Annotated in this window: 16 protein-coding genes; 9 read left to right on the forward strand and 7 right to left on the reverse strand. The window is 72.0% G+C overall.

Annotated elements, in window-relative coordinates; genetic code table 11:
* The first annotated feature begins 121 nt into the window (after positions 1–121).
* The 5 genes from OG252_RS33755 (at position 122) to OG252_RS33775 (ending at position 4,837) form a co-directional block, all read left to right on the forward strand.
* Positions 122–1,504: a glycine--tRNA ligase gene (locus OG252_RS33755; protein WP_266439763.1), complete on the forward strand. Its 1,383-nt coding sequence runs from the start codon at positions 122–124 to the stop codon at positions 1,502–1,504.
* 170 nt (positions 1,505–1,674) lie between these two features.
* Complete coding sequence (locus OG252_RS33760) at positions 1,675–2,622, forward strand: DUF4394 domain-containing protein (RefSeq protein ID WP_266439765.1); 948 nt, start codon at positions 1,675–1,677, stop codon at positions 2,620–2,622.
* Positions 2,623–2,718: 96 nt separating this feature from the next.
* Entirely contained in the window at positions 2,719–3,723 is a 1,005-nt protein-coding gene (locus tag OG252_RS33765; protein WP_266439766.1) for an aldo/keto reductase, read from the forward strand.
* 25 nt (positions 3,724–3,748) lie between these two features.
* Positions 3,749–4,339: a TetR/AcrR family transcriptional regulator gene (locus OG252_RS33770; RefSeq protein ID WP_329340870.1), complete on the forward strand. Its 591-nt coding sequence runs from the start codon at positions 3,749–3,751 to the stop codon at positions 4,337–4,339.
* 69 nt (positions 4,340–4,408) lie between these two features.
* Positions 4,409–4,837 carry a VOC family protein gene (locus tag OG252_RS33775; RefSeq protein ID WP_329340872.1) on the forward strand — a complete coding sequence of 143 codons (429 nt, stop codon included), beginning with the start codon at positions 4,409–4,411 and terminating at the stop codon, positions 4,835–4,837.
* Positions 4,838–5,011: 174 nt separating this feature from the next.
* Here the strand turns inward: OG252_RS33775 and OG252_RS33780 are convergent, their stop codons facing one another.
* Positions 5,012–5,224 (reverse strand): hypothetical protein, encoded by a 213-nt coding sequence (locus tag OG252_RS33780; protein ID WP_266439770.1) that lies wholly within the window; start codon positions 5,222–5,224, stop codon positions 5,012–5,014.
* Between the two features lie 114 nt (positions 5,225–5,338).
* Positions 5,339–6,769 carry an MFS transporter gene (locus tag OG252_RS33785; RefSeq protein ID WP_329340874.1) on the reverse strand — a complete coding sequence of 477 codons (1,431 nt, stop codon included), beginning with the start codon at positions 6,767–6,769 and terminating at the stop codon, positions 5,339–5,341.
* 112 nt (positions 6,770–6,881) lie between these two features.
* Here OG252_RS33785 and OG252_RS33790 point away from each other — a divergent pair, with 112 nt between their 5' ends.
* From OG252_RS33790 to OG252_RS33800, 3 genes are all read left to right on the forward strand, one after another.
* Positions 6,882–7,775 (forward strand): helix-turn-helix transcriptional regulator, encoded by an 894-nt coding sequence (locus OG252_RS33790; RefSeq protein ID WP_329340876.1) that lies wholly within the window; start codon positions 6,882–6,884, stop codon positions 7,773–7,775.
* Between the two features lie 83 nt (positions 7,776–7,858).
* On the forward strand, positions 7,859–8,353 hold the full coding sequence (locus OG252_RS33795; RefSeq protein WP_329340877.1) for a hypothetical protein: 495 nt from the start codon (positions 7,859–7,861) through the stop codon (positions 8,351–8,353).
* A 9-nt stretch (positions 8,354–8,362) separates the two neighbouring features.
* Positions 8,363–12,979 carry a cation-translocating P-type ATPase gene (locus tag OG252_RS33800; protein ID WP_329340879.1) on the forward strand — a complete coding sequence of 1,539 codons (4,617 nt, stop codon included), beginning with the start codon at positions 8,363–8,365 and terminating at the stop codon, positions 12,977–12,979.
* An 82-nt stretch (positions 12,980–13,061) separates the two neighbouring features.
* On the opposite strand, the gene OG252_RS33805 is transcribed toward OG252_RS33800, so the two are convergent.
* From OG252_RS33805 to OG252_RS33820, 4 genes are all read right to left on the reverse strand, one after another.
* Positions 13,062–14,249 (reverse strand): sialidase family protein, encoded by a 1,188-nt coding sequence (locus OG252_RS33805; RefSeq protein WP_329340881.1) that lies wholly within the window; start codon positions 14,247–14,249, stop codon positions 13,062–13,064.
* A complete protein-coding gene (locus tag OG252_RS33810) occupies positions 14,237–14,803 on the reverse strand; it encodes an RICIN domain-containing protein (RefSeq protein WP_266439780.1) in 567 nt (188 codons plus the stop codon). The genes OG252_RS33805 and OG252_RS33810 overlap by 13 nt, the downstream gene beginning before the upstream one ends.
* A gap of 112 nt (positions 14,804–14,915) precedes the next feature.
* Positions 14,916–15,920 (reverse strand): helix-turn-helix domain-containing protein, encoded by a 1,005-nt coding sequence (locus tag OG252_RS33815; RefSeq protein ID WP_329340886.1) that lies wholly within the window; start codon positions 15,918–15,920, stop codon positions 14,916–14,918.
* Between the two features lie 94 nt (positions 15,921–16,014).
* On the reverse strand, positions 16,015–17,460 hold the full coding sequence (locus OG252_RS33820; protein ID WP_266439782.1) for an MFS transporter: 1,446 nt from the start codon (positions 17,458–17,460) through the stop codon (positions 16,015–16,017).
* Positions 17,461–17,571: 111 nt separating this feature from the next.
* Between OG252_RS33820 and dusB the strand changes: the two genes are divergently transcribed.
* Entirely contained in the window at positions 17,572–18,714 is a 1,143-nt protein-coding gene (dusB, locus tag OG252_RS33825) for a tRNA dihydrouridine synthase DusB (protein ID WP_307674691.1), read from the forward strand.
* 20 nt (positions 18,715–18,734) lie between these two features.
* Here the strand turns inward: dusB and OG252_RS33830 are convergent, their stop codons facing one another.
* Positions 18,735–20,588 carry a CDP-alcohol phosphatidyltransferase gene (locus tag OG252_RS33830; protein ID WP_406492812.1) on the reverse strand — a complete coding sequence of 618 codons (1,854 nt, stop codon included), beginning with the start codon at positions 20,586–20,588 and terminating at the stop codon, positions 18,735–18,737.
* Between the last annotated feature and the right edge of the window lie 66 nt (positions 20,589–20,654).

The following is a 20,654-nucleotide window of genomic DNA, read 5'->3' on the forward strand; positions in this document are numbered from 1 at the left end:
GCTGGTACCGGAACCGATTTGATTGGAGGGGAGCCCACGCCGGTAACCTGAAGCATTCGCTCTGAAGCAATGCTCTGAAGCATCTCGCTTCGTCGCCCGTCGTCGTAATGAAGAGAGCACCGTGGCCGCCGACAAGATCGACACCATCGTCAGCCTGAGCAAGCGCCGTGGCTTCGTATTCCCCAGCAGTGAGATCTACGGCGGCACCAGGGCCGCCTGGGACTACGGGCCCCTCGGTGTCGAGCTCAAGGAGAACCTCAAGCGCCAGTGGTGGCGCTACATGGTGACGTCGCGCGAGGACGTGGTCGGTATCGACTCGTCCGTGATCCTGGCCCCCGAGGTCTGGGTCGCCTCCGGCCACGTCGCCACCTTCACGGACCCGCTCACCGAGTGCACCTCCTGTCACAAGCGGTTCCGTGCCGACCACCTTGAAGAGGCGTACGAGGCCAAGCACAACCGCCCGCCGGCCAACGGCCTGGCGGACGTGAACTGCCCGAACTGCGGCAACAAGGGCCAGTTCACCGAGCCCAAGCAGTTCTCGGGTCTGCTCTCCACCCACCTCGGCCCGACCCAGGACAGCGGCTCCGTCGCCTACCTGCGCCCCGAGACCGCGCAGGGCATCTTCACCAACTTCGCCCAGGTGCAGGTCGCTTCGCGCAAGAAGCCGCCGTTCGGCATCGCGCAGATGGGCAAGTCCTTCCGCAACGAGATCACGCCCGGCAACTTCATCTTCCGCACCCGCGAGTTCGAGCAGATGGAGATGGAGTTCTTCGTCAAGCCGGGCGAGGACGAGAAGTGGCAGGAGTACTGGATGGAGCAGCGCTGGAACTGGTACACCGGCCTGGGCCTGCGCGAGGAGAACATGCGGTGGTACGACCACCCCAAGGAGAAGCTCTCCCACTACTCCAAGCGCACCGCCGACATCGAGTACCGCTTCCAGTTCGGCGGCAACGAGTGGGGTGAGCTGGAGGGCGTCGCCAACCGCACCGACTACGACCTCGGCGCCCACTCCAAGGCCTCCGGCCAGGACCTGTCGTACTTCGACCAGGACGCCCAGGAGCGCTGGACCCCGTACGTCATCGAGCCGGCGGCCGGTGTCGGGCGCGCGATGCTCGCCTTCCTGCTCGACGCCTACATCGAGGACGAGGCGCCCAACGCCAAGGGCAAGCTGGAGAAGCGCACGGTGCTGCGCCTCGACCCGCGGCTGGCCCCGGTGAAGGCCGCGGTGCTGCCCCTGTCGCGGAACGCCGAGCTGTCCCCGAAGGCCAAGGGCCTGGCCCAGGCGCTGCGCCAGAACTGGAACATCGACTTCGACGACGCCGGCGCCATCGGCCGCCGCTACCGCCGCCAGGACGAGATCGGTACGCCGTTCTGCGTGACCGTCGACTTCGACACCCTGGACGACAACGCGGTGACGGTGCGCGAGCGTGACTCGATGAAGCAGGAGCGCGTGTCGCTGGACCAGATCGAGGGGTACCTGGCGAGCCGACTGATCGGCTGCTAGTCGCCGAAGGCGCCAAGGGCACGTCACCAACAGCACACGAAAACCCCGGTTCCGTAACAGACGTAACGGAACCGGGGTTTCGCCCATCCAGGACACGCGCGGCTCCGAAGAGGAGGTCATACGCGGCTCGCAGAGTGCGGGGCGCTGTGACCGACCTACACGGGGGCATCATGCGCAAGCAAGCAGTCATCGGGGCGGCCGTTCTGGCCCTGGCCATCGGTTCCGTCGGCTATGTCGCCGCGAGCGACAGCGGGCAGGGGCAGGGGCAGGGGCAGGAGAGCGACTCCTCGGCGATCAGCACCCAGGGCGGCTCGGTGGCCGGGGCGCAGGGCGTCGCCGGCGACCGGCTCACCGCGATCGGCCTCACGGACGACCGGCGTCTCGTCAGCTTCCGCGTCGACCGGCCGGACCGCGTCCTCCCGCTCGGCAAGGTGGACGGCCTCAAGGGCGACAGCAAGCTCGTCGGCATCGACTACCGGGTGCAGAACGGCAAGCTGTACGGCGTCGGCGACAAGGGTGGCATCTACACGATCCGCGAGATCGGCGCCAAGGCCACCAAGGTCTCGCAGTTGAGCGTGGCCCTGCAGGGCGCGGCCTTCGGCGTCGACTTCAACCCGGCCGCCAACCGGCTCCGGGTCATCAGCGACACCGGCCAGAACCTCCGCCACAACATCGACGACCCGGCCGGCGCGCCCGCCGCCGGCACCACCGCGGTCGACGGCACCCTCACCAACCCGCCCGTGCCGCCCGCGACCACCGGTGCCACGGCGGCCGGCGTGACGGGTGCGGCGTACACGAACAACGACCTCTCCGCGACCACCGCCACCACCCTCTTCGACGTGGACACGGTGAACGACCAGGTCGCCGTCCAGTCCCCGGCCAACGCGGGCAACCTCGCGCCCACCGGGAAGCTCGGCGTCGACGCGGGCCCGGACGCGGGCTTCGACGTCTACACCTCTCGGCGCACCGGCTCGAACACGGCGTACGGCGTCCTGGCGGTCGGCGGCGCCCAGCGCCTCTACCGCGTGGACCTGCTGAACGGCTCGGTCACCCGCACCGGCACCTTCGACGGCGGCCGCAAGGTCGTGGACCTGGCGCTGCCGCTGAAGCAGGGCTGAGCGCGGCTCACGGGGTACCCGTGAATCGGTGAGTTGCCGACACATGACAGCTGACAGATATTGAAATCTGTCAGCTGTCATGTCATGGTGGGTGTCATGACGATGCACACGCGCACTCTCGGAAGCACCGGCCCCCAGGTCTCCGCCCTCGGCCTCGGCTGCATGGGCATGTCCGCGCTGTACGGCGACGCCGACCGCGCCGAGTCGATCGCCACCATCCACGCCGCCCTGGAGGCGGGCGTGACCCTGCTCGACACCGGCGATTTCTACGGCATGGGCCACAACGAACTCCTCATCGGCGAGGCCCTGCGCACCGCGCCCGCCGCCCGCCGCGAACAGGCCCTGGTCAGCGTGAAGTTCGGCGCGCTGCGCGACCCGGCCGGCGGCTGGTCCGGCTACGACGGGCGCCCGGCCGCCGTGAAGAACTTCGCCGCGTACTCGCTCCAGCGCCTCGGCGTCGACCACATCGACGTCTACCGGATCGCCCGGCTCGACCCGGCCGTCCCGATCGAGGAGACGGTCGGCGCGATCGCCGAACTGGTCGAGAAGGGATACGTCCGGCACGTGGGCCTGAGCGAGGTCGGCGCCGACACCATCCGCCGGGCCGCCGCCACCGCCCCCGTCAGCGACCTCCAGATCGAGTACTCGCTGATCTCCCGCGGCATCGAGGACGAGATCCTGCCGACCACCCGCGAACTGGGCATCGGCGTCACGGCGTACGGCGTCCTCTCCCGCGGTCTGATCTCCGGCCACTTCACCGGCGACCGGCAGCTCGCCGCGAACGACTTCCGGGCGATGTCCCCGCGCTTCCAGGGCGAGAACCTCCAGCACAACCTGAACCTCGTCGAGGCGCTGCGGAAGATCGCCGAGCAGAAGGGGGCCTCGGTCGCGCAGATCGCCATCGCCTGGGTGGCCTCCCAGGGCGACGACATCGTGCCGCTGGTCGGCGCCCGTACCCGCGAGCGGCTGACGGAGTCCCTCGGCGCACTCGACGTCACGCTGGACGCGGCCGACCTCGCCGCGATCGAGGAGGCCGTACCGGCCGGAGCCGCCGCGGGCGAGCGCTACCCGGCGGCCCAGATGGCGCACCTCGAGGCCTGAGGCGGGCGCCGGGTACGGTCTGCTCATGCCACCGACCAGCGAGATCCTGACCGCCGAGCGCATCCTCGAAGCGACCGAGGAGGTGCTGCGCCGCCACGGTCCGGCCAAGGCGACCGTGGTGGACGTGGCCCGCGCGCTCGGCGTCAGCCACGGCAGCGTCTACCGCCACTTCCGCACGAAGGCGGCGCTGCGCGAGGCGGTCACCAAGCGGTGGCTGGACCGCACGTCGGAGTCACTGGCCGGGATCGCCACCGACGCGTCCCGTGACCCCCGACAACGCCTCGGCGACTGGCTCGCGGCCCTCTTCGAGGCCAAGCGCCGCAAGGCGGGCGACGACCCCGAGCTCTTCGCCACGTACATGGTGCTGACCGACGAGAACGGCGGGGCGGTCGCCGAGCACATCACCGACCTCACCGGGCAGCTGACCCGGATCGTCCGGGCAGGCGTGGACGCGGGCGTGTTCACGGCCGCCGACCCGGCCGCCACGGCCCGCGCCCTGTTCCAGGCGACCGGCCGCTTCCACGACCCCGGCTACCACCGGGAGTGGGAACTGCCGGGCGTGGAGGACGAGTTCGACGCGGTGGTGGGGCTGCTGCTGCGGGGGCTGGGGGTCTAGGGCGGCGGGAATCGCGCGGCAGATCGCCGGGTTGTCGGGTTCAATACCCGCGATCTTTGAGGAGCCGACATGTCCGAGACAACCTCCGAGAAAACCTCCGGGGAACCCGCTGTCCGCGAACTCCGCCTGGTGGTCACGGCGGCCGACTACGACGCGGCCCTGCACTTCTACCGCGACGTCCTCGGTCTGCCCGAACGCGGCGCGTTCACCTCCGAGGGCGGGCGGGTCACCATCCTCGACGCCGGCCGGGCCACCCTGGAGCTGACCGACCCGAACCACGCCGCCTTCATCGACGAGGTCGAGGTCGGGCGGCGGGTGGCCGGTCACATCCGGGTCGCCTTTCAGGTCGACGACTCCGTCGCCACCACCGGGAAGCTGGCCGCCGCCGGAGCGGAGGTGGTCGCCGAGCCGACCCGCACGCCGTGGAACTCGCTGAACTCCCGGCTGGAGGCACCGGGTGCGCTTCAGCTGACACTCTTCACCGAGCTCGGTGACTAGGGCCTGTCCGGCGGATCAGGTCGCAGACGCGGGGCCGCAGTGACATCAGCCGCTCCGCGGCGGGCGCCGATCTGCGGCGTTGTCGTCGGTTGCCGATTCCCCCACTCTCGACTTCGCTCACCTGCGTCGATGAGGCGCCGCCGATTCCCTGCGACCTGATCTGCCGGACAGGCCCTAGGCCGACCGGTCTGTCGGATCGACCGTCGCCTGATGCGCCTCCGCCAGGTGTTCCTCCGCCTTCAGCCAGGGCAGGAACTGCGCACCCTTGCGCCAGCCGCACGTGTCGCAGCTGATCGTGCGCTGCATTCCCGCCCGCTGGACCCGGACGACGTGCTCGCGCCCGTGCTGGTCCCAGCGGCTCACCTTGCTCGTGTTGATCTCCAGCATGCTGCCTCCAGAGGCCGCGCCCTGCGAGTCCGTTGACGCAGCAAGGAGTGTGCAGCAAGACCAACATCAACGGGGGATCCTTCACAGCTCGTTGGCCAACCCGTGTTCTTGGCCTCAGTCGATCGTCCTCGGCAGCCGCAGGCTCAGCAGACCGGTCAGGGCGATCGCCGCCAGCTGTACGAGAAGCGTGATGACCAGGGCGTCCCGCATGCCCAGACCCGGAGTCAGGGACAGGAAGAGGGTGCCGAGGGTGGCCACGCCCAGCGCCAGCGCCGACTGCTGGGTGGTGGTCATCACACCGCTGCCGACGCCGGCCCGCGCGGGCGGCACCTCGGACAGGACGATCCGGAAGATCACGGGGAGTTGGAGGGCCTGGCCCACCCCGGCGATCGCACCGCCCGGCAGCAGGGCGACGACGCCGAGGTCCGGCCAGGAACGCCACGCGGCCAAGGCGATCAGGCCCACGCCCACGACCTGGAACAGGGAGCCGGCCGTCACCACCCGCGTGCCGTACCGGGCGATGAGCCGGGGACCGGCGAGCGAGGTGAAGAAGAACGTCACCGCCAGCGGGGCGAGGGCCAGGCCCGCCTGGACGGGGCCGAGGCCCGCGCCCTGCTGCAAGGCCACCGCGATCACGAACATGAAGCCGCTGAACCCGATGGAGAACGGCAGGATCATCACCAGCCCGCGCCGCAACGACACCAGCCGGAACAGGCTCGGCGGCACCAGCGGCGTACGGCCCAGACGGTCCGCCCTGCGCTCCACCGCGTAGAACGCCGCCGCCAGGAACGGGAACGCCGCCAGCGACAGCCACGTCCACAGCGGCCAGCCCGCCGCCCTGCCCTCGGTGAGCGGGGCCAGCAGGGCGATCAGCGAGGCGGCCAGCAGGAGCGTGCCGGGGCCGTCCACCGGTTCCGGGCGCTGCGCCCGGGTCTCCGGGATCGCGCGGGCGGCGAGGACGAGGCCGACGAGGACGACTGGCACGTTCACCAGGAACACCGAGCGCCAGCCGGTGCCCGCGATGTCGGCCGAGACGAGTACGCCGCCCAGGATCTGGCCCGCCACCATCGACAGGCCGGCCGTCGCGCCGTACAGGCTCATCGCCTTGGCGCGGCGCGGGCCCGCGGTGGCCGCCTGGATGGTGGCGAGCACCTGCGGCAGCATCGCGGCGGACGCCGCGCCCTGCGCGACCCGGGCCGCGACCAGCGTCCAGGCGGTGGGCGCGAGCCCGCACGCCAGCGAGGTCAGCCCGAAGGCGGCCATGCCGCCCAGGAAGAGGCGGCGCCGGCCGAAGAGGTCGCCGAGCCGGCCGCCGAGGACGAGCAGGACGGCGTACGCCAGGCCGTACCCGGAGACGACGAGCTCCAGGACCGACTCGCTCGCGGCGAGGTCCGAGCCGATGGTCGGCAGGGCGACGTTGACGATGAAGAAGTCGACGAGGGGCAGTGCCGCGGCCAGCAGCACCGTGAACAGGCCGAGCCCGCCGAGCTCCGGTGGGGTGGGGGAGGGGCGGGTCGGGCGTGGGGTGGTCGTGGTTTCCGTCACGGGTATGAGCCTGCGGCCGCTCCGAGACGGGTACCAGAGTCTTCTTATCCTGGTACAAGAAGCACCTGGAAACAGGGTGTGGACGAGGTGCGGGCGGCGGCAGGCTGGAGGCATGACGACCATGACCCAGGAGACGGCGGGGATGGCGGGGACGGCCCTCGCGGAGGTCCGGCGGCATGAACTCGCCGCCTTCCTGCGTCACCGCCGCGAGCACATCGCCCCCGAACGGGTCGGGCTGCCCCGCGGCCGCCGGCGCCGCACCCCGGGACTGCGCCGGGAGGAGGTCGCCCAGCTCTCCGCGGTCGGCGTCACCTGGTACACGTGGCTCGAACAGGCCCGGGACATCCAGGTCTCCGTCCAGGTCCTCGACGCCCTCGCCCGCACCCTGCTGCTCGACCCGACCGAACGCGCCCACCTCTTCCGGCTCGCCGGCGCCGTGGACCCGATGCCGGCCACCGACTGCCCGTCGCTCACCCCGGGGCTGCGGGCGGTCCTGGAGCAGCTGGAGCCGGCGGCGGCCGCCGTGCAGAACAGCCGGTACGACCTCCTCGGCTACAACCGGACCTACAGCCTGCTGCTCTGCGACCTCGACGCCGTGCCGCCCGAGGACCGCAACTGCATGATCCTTTCCTACACGCACCCCGAGTGGCAGTCGTCCATCGTGCACCTGGAGGACGCCCAGCGCATGATGGCCGCCCGCTTCCGCGCCACGATGGCCGGGCATCTGGCCGAGCCCGCCTGGAAGATGCTCCTCAAGCGGCTGCGTGCCGAGTCCCCGGACTTCTGCGAGGCGTGGGACCGCCACGAGGTGATCGCCCACCGCAGCAAGCGCAAGGAGTTCCTGAACAAGTACGTGGGCCGTGTCGTCGTCGACCACACCGACCTGTGGCTCGGCCCGGAGAACGGGCCGCGCATGGTCACGTACACACCGGCGGACGAGGAGTCACGGGCACGGCTTGAGCGGCTGCACGCGATCGCCGTCGAGCGAGCGCGGTCACGCGGATGAGGTAGTCACCGGGAGTCGGGATGACTCTCCGAACTGCGGGAACTCGGGTCACCGAAAGGTGAGGCACCATCCCGAGGAGAGTCATGGCCGAGCAGAAGTCGACAGGGTCGACAGGGTCGACACAGGACCTTCCGCAACCACTGCGGGCGGCAGCCTCGGTACTGAGCCGGGTGCCCGGCGCCGGAACGGTGGGCCGGGCGGCCGAGGGCACGCTGGACAAGATCGGCGCGGTGTCGCCGCGCGGGCGCCGGATCGCCGTGTACACCGGCGCCGGGGTGCTCGGCGTCGCGGGCGTCGTGGAGTGGCCCGTCGCGATCACCGGAGCGGCGGTGGCGTGGCTGACGCAGCCGCGGCGGGAGGAGACGGAGAAGGCGGAGAAGCACGGGGAGACCGCTGAGGGGTCCGGCACGCGGCCCACGCCGCAGGTGCTGGCGTCGTCCTCCGGCAAGCCGTCCGCGGGGGGTACGGCGGCACCCGCCACGCCCTCCGACAGGCTGCCCGCGCACCACACGCCGCCCCCCGCCGGCGGCGGGCCGAGTGGCGCGACGACGGCCCGACCTGCCCGTGCGAACGGCTGAGGGCGAGTGATGAGCGGAGGACTCCTCAGCCGTCCCACGGCGGCCGCCGCCGGACTCGTACTGGCCGGCCCGCGTCTGCTGGCCCGGGGTACGGCACCCGCCGTGGGCGCCGCCGCCGGGGCGGTCGCGGGCACGGCCAAGGCGGGCGTGCACAGCGCGGACTTCGCCCTGCGCGTCGCCCGCGTCACCCGCGCGGCCCTCCCGGGCGCCCCCCGCGACTGGCACGCCGGCACCCGCACCCACCTGGCCCTGCGCGAGGCCACCCCGGAGGAACTCCGGCAGGCGGCCGGCCGCGCGGAACAGACGGCGGAGCGAGCGGAGAAAGCGGGCGACGCGGAACAGACGGCACGACAGGCCGACGGGGCCGACGGGGCTGACCGGGCCGACCGGGCCGACCGGGCCGACGTGACCGACCGGGCCTCCGGGGCTGAGGGGGCAGGCTGGGCGGACGAGGCCACCGGGGCCGACCGGGCCGCCGGGGCTGACGGGGTCGCCGTGGCCGACCAGGCCGGCCGGGCCGGCGGCGAACCGGGCGTGGAGCGTGAGCCGGGGGGCGGAGAGCGGCCGGGTGCCGGTGCGCGGAAACACTCCCGCCGTACCGAACACCTCGCCCGCCGCGTGGCCGCCGCCCTCGCCGAGCATCCGGACGTCGCCTTCGCCTACTGGGACCAGGGGCTGGGGCGGCTGGTCGTGGCGGCGACCGAGGAGGCCGTGAGCGACCGGGTCGTGGAGCGGGCGGCGGCGCTCGCCGAGCGGCACGGTCTGGTGCCCGCCGACGACGACAGTGTCGAGGAGCTCGGTCACCCCGGTGACCCCGCGTCCGTGCGGACCGCCGCCGAGGCGCTCGCCGCCGACGCGGTGGGTGCCGCGGCCGCGCTGGTGGGGTCCGCGATGCGGCTGCCGCCCTCGCCGCGCCTGGTGACCGCCGTGGTCACGCTGCTGCGCGAGAACCCCCGTTTCCGCGCCTGGCTGCGCGCCCGCCTCGGCAACGCCCGTATGGAAGTCTTCCTCGCCGTCGCGAACGCGGCCGTGCACGGCGCCGGGCACACTCCGACCTCGCTGCTGCTCGACGGGATGCTGCGCATCTCCCAGCTGGCGGAGGCGGTGATGCGGACGGCCGCCTTCGAGACCGTGCACGACCAGCTGTGCGCACCGGGCCGGGACAGCGTGCCCGTGGATCCGTCCCTGCGCCCGCCGCTGCGGACCTCCCCGGCCCAGGAGTACGCCGCCCACGCCTCCGCCGGCAGCGTCCTGGGCGCGGCGGCGGCCCTGCTCGTCAAGCACGACATGGCCGAGGCGGCAGAGGCGGTCCTCGCCGGCTCGCCCAAGGCCGCCCGGTACGGGCCCGCCGCCTTCCACGCCGTCCTGAGCGGCGCCCTGTCCGGCTCGGGCGTGCTCGTGCGCGACCCGGGACGGCTGCGGCAGCTGGAGATGGCCGGCACGATCGTGCTGCATCCCAGCGCGCTCAGGAAACCCGGCGCGGGCGCCGACCCGTGGGCCGAGCCCGTCCTGGACGCCGCCCGCCGGGCCGGGCTGCGGGTCGTGGTCGTCGACGACCCCGCACTCGCCGACTTCACCGGCCTGGCCGACCAAGTCGTCGGCGCGGACCGGCCGTTGCGCGAGGTCGTGGACGAACTGCGCGACGAGGGCGGGGTCGTCACCGTCGCCCGCCCCCGCCCGCACGACGACGCGGACGTGACCTCCGGACTCCTCGGCGGTGACGTGGCCGTCGCCCTCACCGACGAGGACGGCCAGGTGGTGTGGGGCGCGGACGTCCTCGCCCCGCACGGCCTCGCCGACGTGTGGCGGCTGCTCGTCGCCATCCCGGCGGAGCGTGGCGTCGGCCGCCGGTCGAAGACCCTGGCCCGGTCCGGCGCCGCGCTGTCCGGCCTGCTCGTGGCCGTAGGCGAGTCCTCCCGCCGGGATCGCGTGTCACTTCTGCCCGGCCTGCGGCACGCGCCGGTCGACATCGGCGCGGCCGCCGCCCTGTTCACCGGAGTACGCGCGGCCCTCGGCGTGGCGGTGGCCCGCGCCCCCCACCCCCGGCCGAGGGTCGCCTGGCACGCCCTGCACCCGGACGACGTACGCGACCGGCTCGAACAGGAGGCGCCCCCGGAGCCGACCCCCCTCGAACAGGCGACGGCCCGGGCACGCACGGCCGCCGGCACGGTCGTACGACAGCCCGTGCTGGCCCCCGCGCGCTGGTCGTGGCAGCTCGCCCGGGCCGTACGCGGCGAACTGGACGACCCCCTCACCCCGGTCCTGGCCGTCGGCTCGGCCGCGTCCGCGATCCTCGGCTCGGCCGTGGACGCCCTGCTGGTCCTCGGCGCCCTCGATTTGAACGCCCTGGTCGGCGGCGTCCAGCGGCTGCGGGCCGAGCGCGCGCTGTCCGGGCTGCTCGCCCAGCAGAAGCAGAAGGCGCGGGTCACGGACGACGGGGACACGGCCCGTGTGGTCGACGCCGCCAAGCTCAGCCCGGGCCATGTCATCGAGCTCAAGACCGACGACGTCGTGCCCGCCGACGCCCGCCTGCTGTGGGAGGACGGTCTCGAGGTCGACGAGTCCGCGCTGACCGGCGAGTCCCTGCCGGTCGACAAGGGCATGGACCCGGCTCCGCGCGCCCCCGTGGCCGAACGGCACTGCATGGTCTTCGAAGGGACGACGGTGGTGGCCGGACGCGCCCAGGCCGTCGTCGTGGACACCGGCGACCGTACCGAGGCCGCCCGGGCCGTCTCCCTCGCCGCCCGCGTCCCGCCGTCCGCCGGAGTGCAGGCCCGCCTCCAGGAACTCACCCGCAAGGCCATGCCGTTGACGATGGCGGGCGGCGCCGCCGTGACCGGCCTGTCGCTGCTGCGGGGGACGCCGATCAAGCAGGCGGTCAGCGGCGGAGTCGCCGTGGCCGTGGCCGCCGTACCCGAAGGGCTGCCGCTGGTGGCCACGGTGGCGCAGCTCGCCGCCGCCCGCCGGCTCAGCAGCCGCGGCCTCCTCGTCCGCACCCCGCGCACGCTGGAGGCGCTGGGCCGCATGGACACGATCTGCTTCGACAAGACCGGCACCCTCACCGAGAACCGGCTGCGCCTGGTCCGGGTGGCCGACACGGACGGCACGGTCCACACCCCCGACCAGCCGGACGCCGCCGAGACGCTGCGGGCGGCGGCCCGCGCCTGCCCGCGCCTCAACGGCGACTCGGTCCGCCCGGTGCACGCCACCGACGAGGCCGTCCTGGACGCCGCCGGGCCCGACCTCGACTGGGAGCAGACCGAGGGCGTCCCCTTCGAGGCCGCCCGCGGCTATGCCGCCGCCGTCGGCCGGGCCGGAGACGGCACCCCGGTCCTGGTCGTCAAGGGCGCCCCCGAGACGGTCCTGCCCACCTGCGCCGACCTCCCCTCCCACCTGTCCGACCGGGCCCAGTCGCTGGCCGGCGACGGGCTGCGCGTCCTGGCGGTCGCCGGACGCCCGCTGCGGGAGGGCGAGAAGGCTGCGGACGTACTCGAAGAGCCCTTGCAGGACCTGGAGTTCACCGGACTGCTCGCGCTCGCCGACGTGGCACGCGAGACGTCCCCGGCCCTGGTCCACGGGCTGCGCGAGGCGGGCGTACGGCCCGTCGTGCTGACCGGCGACCACCCGCAGACCGCCCACGCCATCGCCGTCGACCTCGGCTGGCCGGACGACGCGAACGTGGTCACCGGCGACGAACTCGCCGCCGCCGACCGCACGGTCCGCGCCCGGATGCTCCGGGACGCCGACGTCGTCGCCCGGGTCGCGCCCGAGCAGAAACTCCAGGTCGTCGAGGCCCTCAGGGACGCCGGCCGGGTCGTCGGCATGGTCGGCGACGGCGCCAACGACGCCGCCGCCATCCGCGCCGCCGACATCGGCGTCGGCATCAGCGCCCGCGGCTCGGCCGCCGCCCGCAACGCCGCCGACCTCGTCGTCACCGGCGACGACCTCTCCGTGCTCATCGAGGCGGTCCACGAAGGCCGCGCCCTGTGGCACAGCGTCGCCGACGCCATCGCGATCCTCATCGGCGGCAACGCGGGCGAGGTCGGCTTCGGCATCCTCGGCACCGTCCTGTCGGGCTCCGCACCCCTGTCCACCCGCCAGATGCTGCTGGTCAACCTGTTCACGGACCTGTTCCCGGCGATGGCGGTGGCGGTGACCCCCAAGGAACCCAAGGAAGAGGGCGGCGAGTCCACAGCATCCGACGAACCCCTCGGCACGGCCCTCCTCGGCGCCCCCCTCATCCGCCAGATCCGCCACCGAGCCCTCACCACCTGCCTGGGCGCCACGGTCGCCTGGCTCTTCGGCCGCTTCACCCCCGGCACGACCCGCCGCTCGACCACGATGGCCCTGTGCGCGGTGGTAGGCACCCAACTGGCCCAGACCCTGGCCGACCGCCGCGACAGCCCCCTGGTCCGCCTCACCTCCCTTGGCTCGGCGCTCGTCCTCTTCGCCCTGGTGCAAACCCCGGGCGCGAGCCAACTGTTCGGCTGCACGCCGCTGGGGCCGATGGCGTGGGCGGGTGTACTGGCGGCGATAGCGGTGGCATTGGTGGGCCAGAAGGCTCTGCCGCGGGTGGAGGAGCTACTGCTCAAGCGATGGCCGAACCTGGCCTCGCAGACGGGCTGAGAGGGACGAGCTGCTTCGTGAGACTCCGCCGACCCCGCTGCTCTCCCCTCGCGGAACAGCCGGGTCGGCGGAGCCGGTCGGTCTACGTGTCGGAGATGTCGAGCTTGCTCACCAGGATGGCCGAGGTGTCGTGCTCCCAGACGATGAAGTACTTGCCGGGCGCGTACTCGTCGCCCATCGGGTACGTGTCCCAGCCGGCGCCGGTGCCGGCCGGTGTCGGGTCGGTGGGGCCGGCGGGGTTGGCGAACAGCTTGCCGCTGGACCAGGCCGCGCCGGGGCTCTTGGTCCGGTAGTTCAGGGCCTGCCGGATCAGGCCCGATGGCGCCGGTTCGGTGTTGTAGATGGTCAGATACCGGCCGGTGCTGTCCTTGGTGAAGTAGCTCTTGGAGTCGTTGTTGGGCACGTTGTAGTCCAGGCCGAGGCTGCTCCAGGACTCGCCGCCGTTGTCGCTGATGGCGGTCAGCGCGAACGACGGATCTCCCTTTACGGGGGGAGTGCTGCGGGCGACCATGAGCAGCTTGGTCGGGTCGTCCTGGGAGATGACCAGCTGCGGTTCGCCGGGCAGGTGCTTGGTCGGGTTGGCGGCGGCGGTGCCGGCCGTCCAGTCCTGGAGGTTGGTGGAGTACAGCGCCCCGACCTGCCGGCCCGTCCACCAGACCGGCATGACATATCTTTTTTTGTCGGCCATCCAGACCGGGCGTCCGGCGAGGGCGAGGTTCCCGTGGTCGGCGAGCGGCAGGTTGACGGTGAAGTCGTGCCAGGTGTGCCCCCCGTCGGTGCTCTCCTTGGCGACGATGGCGTTGATCGGCAGGCCCGAGTACTCCGAGGGCGAGGTCCTGCCCATGTACGCGATGATCCTGTTGCCCGTCTTGTAGAGCTCGACGTAGTGCCAGGAGTGCTCGCTGGTCTCCTGCGCCAAGGTCTGCGGGCGGCTCCAGCTCGTACCGCCGTCGGTGGTGTACGAGTACCGGATGTACCCGTGGTCGAAGACCGATTTGTCGGGCGCGGTGATCACCGCGGCGGTGGTGCCCTCCCGCCACACCACGACCGCGTCGTTCGCGCTGGTGCTGATGATGTCGGGGGTGCGGGGCCCGTCGCCCTCGGTCGCCGTGTTCTGGTAGGCGACCTGCGGGGCGGAGATACTCGCGGCGGACGCGCGGTCGGGCGCGATGAGCAGGGTCACCAGCAGCGCGGCGACGAGACCGAGGAGACCTGCCAGGAGGGCCGGCCGGGGCCGGCGCGAGGAACGCTGTTCCGTTACCAGAGCCATTGCTGATCCTTGTTGGTGCCGCAGGTCCACTGAGCGGGGTTGACTCCGTTGGCCGTCTCGGTGCCGAGGACGGCCAGGCAGAACTTGCTGTTGGCGTTCGTCAGCCGGTCGATGGAGTCGTGTGCCCAGACCTGCCCGCCGCCGCCGTCGCACGTCGACTGGACGGAGATGGCGCCCTGCACCTTGCTGCTGTCCGCCACGGCGAGACATCTTCCGCTCGCCAGGTTCTTCACCTGGTAGCCGCCCGTCACGGGGATGAGCGCCCAGTACTGGGTCTCGCTGGTGCTGCACGTCCACTGGATCAGCTCGGCGCCTTCGACGTCCGTGTAGGGGCCCGGCACGGCGAGGCACTTTCCGGTGCCCTGGTTGTAGAGCCGGGCGTAGACGGGGTCCGCGGCGGCCTCGGCGGTGACCGCCGCGGTTGCCGCGGTCGTGGTGGTCGTGGTGGTCTCTGCCGCCGTCGCCGTGCCGGTGAGTGAGGAACCGGTCAGGGCGGGCGCGGTCAGCAGGGCGACGGCCGCCATGGCGAGGGGAATCCGGAAGGGTCTACCCATGGAGGAGTTCTCTCGATTCGGGTGAAACGTACGTGCTCATCACGTCACCAGAATGCGGAGCGGGTCCTGGGGCTGTCGTTACCACTGGGTCCACAGGGATTTGACGCTGCGTCTACTCGCCCTCGAACAGGGCCTGGAACCGGTATTCCGTGGGCGAGATCCCGTACGCGGTGCGGAAGGCGCGGGTGAAGTCGGAGGCGCGGGGGATGCCCCAGCGGGCGGCGATGGTGTGGACGGGCGTGGTGTACAGCGCGGGGTTGGCCAGATCGCGGCGGGCGCTCTCCAGCCGCTGAGCGCGGATCCAGGCCGCCACCGTCTCGCCCGACCCCTCTTCCTGGAAGAGCCGGTGCAGGTAGCTGAGCGAGATGTGGTGTGCGGCGGCGATCACGGGCGGCCGCAGCTCCGGGTCGTGCAGGCGCTGCCGGATGAACGCCCGTATGCGGGTGACCGTGACCCGGCGCTGGGTCTCCGCAGACAGGGCGCTCTCCGCCTCCAGCAGGTGGGCGAACCATGCCGCCAGCAGGTCGACCAGGACCATGCCCAGGCGCGGCGCGTCGGACGGCTGGAGGAAGTCGGACTGCCGGTCCAGGCCGGTGAGGAAGCCCGTCAGCAGGGCGCCCGTCCCCTCCCGCCCCGACAGCCGCCGGCCCAGCAACTCCCGGACCCGGGCCGGCGGCAGGGGCAGCAGCGCCTTGGAGAAGTCCACACCCACCCCGGTGATGAAGGGGATGTCCTGGCCGGCGGACGGCCGCATGCCGTAGGGCTGTACGTCGTACGGGCGTGAGGTGTCGGACAGCCACAGGTCGTGCGGGCCGTACGTGTCGGCCCGCCCCACGTGGTCGAAGCCCATCCCGCCGCCGAGCACCAGCGACAGGTGGTACTCCTCGGGGTCGGACTGCCGCACCAGCCGCGCGTTCCGCTGGAACCGTGTCGGCCGGATCCGGGTCGGCCACACGCGCACCGGCCCCAGTTCGAGCAACCGCTGCTCCGCCCGGAAGTCCGCGGCGTAGTCACTGCTCATCTCGCTGGGTGCGATCGCCAGGCTCATCACCTGCCGCCAGTACTCGAACCTGTCCTCCACCGGTACGTCCACGGTCCGGAACACAGTCCCGATCATCCCGCCCCGACCTCCACCCACGTCCCCCGGCGGTCCTGGTCCGTCACCGCCCGTGCGGAGAGTATTTCAGCCCTCGGGGTCCGGCTCGCGTTGCTCAGGCGCTGACGCTCGCCGCATCCCGGACGTCCGTCGCCTCCAGCCGCTCCGCGGTCCGCTCGGCCGTCCGTCGGGCCCATGTTCCGGTGGTCGCGGCGCCCAGGACGAGGACCACCAGGCCGCAGCCGGCGAGGATCCACCAGCCGGGGAGGGCCGCGGAGACGAAGGTGTCGCGGTACGACGAGACGCTCACGCCCGCCGCCAGGACCGCGCCGACCACCGCGACGCCCAGGGTCTGGCCGAGTTGCCGACTGGTGGAGGCGATGGCCGCCGCGACCCCCGCCTGACTGCGCGGCATGCCCGACACCGCCGTGTTGGTGATCGGCGCGTTCACGAAACCGAAGCCCACCCCGAACAGCACATACCCGAGGAGCAGTGTGACGTCGGACGCCTCCGCGTCGAAGGCGGCGAACAACAGCCCGCTCGTCGTCATCGCGACCCCCGCGATCAGCAGCGGCAGCCGCGGGCCCCGGCTGCCCACCAGACGCCCCGACAGCGGCGCGCACAGGAACGTCGGAACGGCCATCGGCAGCATCCACAGCCCCGCGTGCAGCGCGTCCAGCCCCCGTACGTTCTGCAGATACAGCGTCGACAGGAACAGGAATCCGCCCAGCGCGGCGAACGAGCTGACCGCGATGACGGTCGCTCCGCTGAACGGCGCCGAACGGAAGAACCGCAGATCGATGAGGGGTTCTTCGCGCCGGGGCTCGTACCAGACCAGTCCCGCCAGCGCCCCCAGAGCCACCACCGCGAACGGCAGGACCGCCGTGAACCCGGCGCTCGGCGCCTCGATGATCGCGTACGTCAGGCAGCCGAACAGCGCGATCACCATGACCTGGCCGAGCGGATCGGGCCGACGGGCCTTGGGCGCGCGGGACTCGGGGATGTACCGCAGGGTGAGCAGCAGGGCGGCGAGCCCCACCGGCAGATTGAGCCAGAAGATCGACCGCCAGCCGACGGACTCCACGAGCAGCCCTCCGACCAGCGGCCCGGCGGCCATGGAGATGCCGACCACCGCACCCCACGCACCGATCGCCCGCGCCCGCTCGCGCGGGTCGGTGAAGGTGTTCGTGATGATCGACATGGCGACCGGGTTGAGCATCGAACCGCCCACCGCCTGCACCATGCGGAAGGCGACGAGCATCTCCAGATCGGGCGCGACGGAACACAGCGCGGAGCCGATCGTGAAGACGACCAGCCCCGCCATGAACACCCGCTTGCGCCCGATCCGGTCGGCCGTGGACCCGGCGAGCATCAGCAGCGAGGCAAGTACCAGGGTGTAGGCGTCGATCGTCCACTGGAGGCCCGCCGTACTGGCGTGCAGTTCCTTCTGCATGGAGGGGAGGGCGACGTTCAGAACGGTGTTGTCGAGACTCACGATCAGCAGGCTCATACAGCAGATCGCGAGGACGAGCATGCGTCGGCGATGGCTGAGCTCGGGCATGCGCTCCAGCGTACGCCGACATCGATAGTGTGTCTAACTAATGACCGTCGCCCATTCGCCTGCCGCGGATCACGCTGCCGAGCACCCGTCGCCGTACGCGACAATGGGGGAATGTCCACGCCCGCCTCGCCCCTGCAGATCGGCCCGCACACCGTCGGGCCGCCGGTCGTCCTCGCCCCCATGGCCGGGATCACCAACGCGCCCTTCCGCACCCTGTGCCGGGAGTTCAGCGGCGGCAAGGGCCTGTTCGTCAGCGAGATGATCACGACCCGGGCGCTGGTCGAACGCAACGAGAAGACCATGCAGCTGATCCACTTCGACGCGACCGAGAAGCCGCGCTCGATCCAGCTGTACGGCGTCGACCCGGCGACCGTCGGCAAGGCCGTCCGCATGATCGCGGAGGAGGACCTGGCCGACCACATCGACCTGAACTTCGGCTGCCCGGTCCCGAAGGTGACCCGGAAGGGCGGCGGCTCCGCCCTCCCGTACAAGCGGAACCTGCTGCGGGCGATCCTGCGCGAGGCCGTCAGCGGCGCCGGTGACCTGCCGGTGACGATGAAGATGCGCAAGGGCATCGACGACGACCACATCACCTTCCTCGACGCCGGCCGTATCGCCGTCGAGGAGGGCGTCACCTCCATCGCCCTGCACGGCCGCACCGCCGCCCAGCACTACGGCGGCACGGCCGACTGGGACGCCATCGCGCGGCTCAAGGAGCACGTGCCGGAGATCCCCGTGCTCGGCAACGGCGACATCTGGTCGGCCGAGGACGCGCTGCGGATGGTGCGCGAGACGGGCTGTGACGGGGTCGTCGTCGGGCGTGGGTGCCTCGGGCGGCCGTGGCTGTTCGCGGACCTGGTGGCGGCCTTCGAGGGGCGTACGGAAGACATCGCACGCCCCTCCCTGCGCGAGGTCGCCGACGTCATGGTCCGCCACGCCACCCTGCTCGGCGAGTGGATCGGTGACGAGGCGCGGGGCGTCATCGACTTCCGCAAGCACGTCGCCTGGTACCTGAAGGGCTTCGCGGTCGGCTCCGAGATGCGCAAGCGGCTCGCGATCACCTCCTCGCTGGCCGAACTCCGCTCCGGGCTAGACGAACTGGACCTCGACCAGCCCTGGCCGACCGGCGCCGACGGGCCCCGCGGCCGTACCTCCGGCAACAACCGGGTGGTACTGCCGGACGGCTGGCTGAAGGACCCGTACGACTGCGCCGGGATCGGCGAGGACGCGGAACTGGACACGTCCGGGGGCTGATTCCCCTCTCGTGAAGGGGCTCAGTCCTTGCTGGGGCGCGGCGTCGACCCGTACGCCGTCAGGAACCGGTCCCGGAACGAGCTCATCTTCCACACCGGCGCGTCCTTGGCGGGCTTCAGACCGTCTGTCCAGTTCCAGGCGGCGATCTTGTCGAGGACCTTCGGGTCCTTCGCGACGATCGAGACGGGCACGTCACGGCTGGCGCCCGCGCCGCTGACCCGGGCGATGGGCTGGTGGTCGCCGAGGAAGACGAGGACGGTGTCGTCGGTGCCGTAGCGCTCCAGCCACTGGGTGAGGCTGGTGACGGAGTACTGGATCGACTTGCCGTACTCCTCCTTGGAGCGGTCGGAGTCCGTGAGGAGCTCCGAGGGGTCGACGCCGGCCTTCTGGATCGGGCCGAAGACCGAGCCGTCGCCGAGCTCGTCCCAGTCGACCAGCTTCGGGACGGGCGCCCACGGCTGGTGGCTGGAGGTCAGGATGATCTCCGACATCAGCGGCTTGTCGCGCTTCTTGCCGTGCACCAGACGCTGGAAGGCCTCCAGGGTGTACTGGTCCGGCATGGTCGACCAGCTGAACTTCGGGCCCTTGTAGCCCAGCTGGAAGGCGTTGTAGACCTTGTCGAGGCCGTAGTACTCCTGCTCCGGCCAGCCCTTCTGCACGCCCGGCATGATGCCCACCGTGTCCCAGGCGCCGGTCTTCCCGAACGCCTTGGTCAGGCTGAGGTGGTCGCTGGACATGACGGTCCGGTAGCGCTGCTGGTTGTCGATCCACAGGCCCGACATGGTGGTGGAGTGGCCGAGCCAGCTGCTGCCGCCGTACGTCGCCGAGGTCATCCAGCCGCTCTTCGCGCGGTAACCGGCCTTCTCCAGCGCCTCGGTGCTCGCGTCGAGGGTCTGATCGACGCCGGGTGCGATCTCCGGGTCCTCGAGCGCGCTGCGGCCGTAACTCTCGATGAACGTGAAGATGACGTCCTTGCCGCGCAGGTCGGGGAGCAGCTCGCTGCCCGGGGTGTTGCCGAAGGTGTCGGCCTTCGCCTCCTTCGCGAACGCGGCCTCGTCGCGCAGGGTCTCCTGCACCCGCCGCGCCTGGACCTTCAGCGCCCAGCCGGCCCGGTCGGAGGCGATCGGCATGCCGTTGACCTGGAGGCCGAGGCTGGAGCAGGTGATCCAGACGGTGCCCGCGACCAGGGTGGCCCGGGTGGCGGTCCGGGTGTCACGGACCAGCAGGTTGCTCAGCCGGACCGTCGCCAGCGCCATCACGACCAGCAGCAGCACGACCAGGACGACCGCGCCGACCGCCGCTCCGAGGGCCGTCGCCCGGCCCATCGAGTCCTCGACGTACGCCTGGGCGTCGTCCAGCAGCCCCCAGTCGAGCACCAGGTTGAAGCCGCGGCCGAGGTACTCGATGAACCCCATGTCCAGCAGGTTCAGCACGGTCAGCGCGCCGAGGAGCGTCCCGCACGCCGCCGCCACGACGACCCGCGGCCGGCGCGGCAGCGCGAGCACCAGGACAGCACCGACGATCGCCTCCGCAGGCAGCCGCGTGAACCGGTTGTACTGGAGCGCGTTGACGGTGTTCGGCAGCACCAGGGCGCCGTAGACCAGGACGGCGGCGAGACCGGTGGTCGTCCAGCTCAGGGCGCGGGCGGCGGCGGGGTGCCGGGTGCGCCAGGAACGCCAGTGGGCGAGACGGGCCTTGAGCGTGCCGGGAGTCTTCTCGCCGGGGACGGCCCCATCGGGTACGGCATGTTCCTCGGGTACGGCATCGCCCGTCGCCTCGGTTGTCTCGGTCGCCGCGGTCGCCTCTGCCGACACCCGAAGGTCCTTCCGTACGAAGCCCGGTGATACGGCGGACGTGGGCCCGAAGCAGGGCATCGCGTCCGCCGTACTCCCGTACGGTTCGCCTCCGTCCGGTGTTCAGCCGGTTTGCCCAGGGGTCGG

It is taken from the genome of Streptomyces sp. NBC_01352, from assembly GCF_036237295.1.
In the GTDB taxonomy this organism is placed as follows: domain Bacteria; phylum Actinomycetota; class Actinomycetes; order Streptomycetales; family Streptomycetaceae; genus Streptomyces; species Streptomyces plumbiresistens.